This is a genomic window from Streptomyces huiliensis, assembly GCF_020037025.1.
Lineage (GTDB): Bacteria > Actinomycetota > Actinomycetes > Streptomycetales > Streptomycetaceae > Streptomyces > Streptomyces huiliensis.
Window position 1 is genome coordinate 1 of sequence record NZ_JAIQLH010000103.1, and the last position, 649, is coordinate 649.

Genomic DNA, 649 nt, shown 5'->3' on the forward strand with positions numbered 1-649 from the left:
CCTCCCGGCGTCCTTGCGGGCCAGGACCGCGCTGATCCGGCCGGCGATCTCGGCGGGGGTGAGGCCCAGGTCGGCCAGCACCTCGGAGCGTTTGGCGTGGGCCAGGAACTGCTCCGGGATGCCGATGGCCTCGACGGGCAGGTCCACGTCGGCGTCCCGCAGCGCCTGGGCGACGGCCCAGCCGACGCCGCCGGTGCGGCTGTTGTCCTCGACGACGGCCACCATCCGGTGCCCGGCCGCGAGGGCGGGCAGTTCCGGGTCGACGGGCTTGACCCAGCAGGGGTCGACGACGGTGCAGCCGGTGCCCCGGGCGGTCAGCAGGTCGGCGGCCTCCAGCGCGACCTCGGCCATGGTGCCGACGGCGACGAGCAGCACGTCCGGGGTCTCGGAACGGACCAGGACGTCCATGCCGCCGACGCGCTCCACCGCCGGGATGTCCGCGCCGACGGTCGCCTTCGGGAAGCGGACGACGGTGGGGGCGTCGGAGACGTCGACGGCCTCGCGCAGCTGGGCGCGCAGCCGGGTGGCGTCACGCGGGGCGGCGATGCGCAGCCCGGGGACGACCTGGAGGACGGACATGTCCCACATGCCATTGTGGGACGGCCCGTCCGTGCCGGTGACACCCGCCCGGTCGAGGACGAAGGTGACG

The 649-nt window shown here is 75.3% G+C and carries 1 protein-coding gene; it reads right to left on the reverse strand.

Annotated elements, in window-relative coordinates:
• A partial coding sequence (locus JNW98_RS19345) for a transketolase C-terminal domain-containing protein (protein WP_308015631.1) occupies window positions 1-649 on the reverse strand: 649 nt, incomplete at both ends.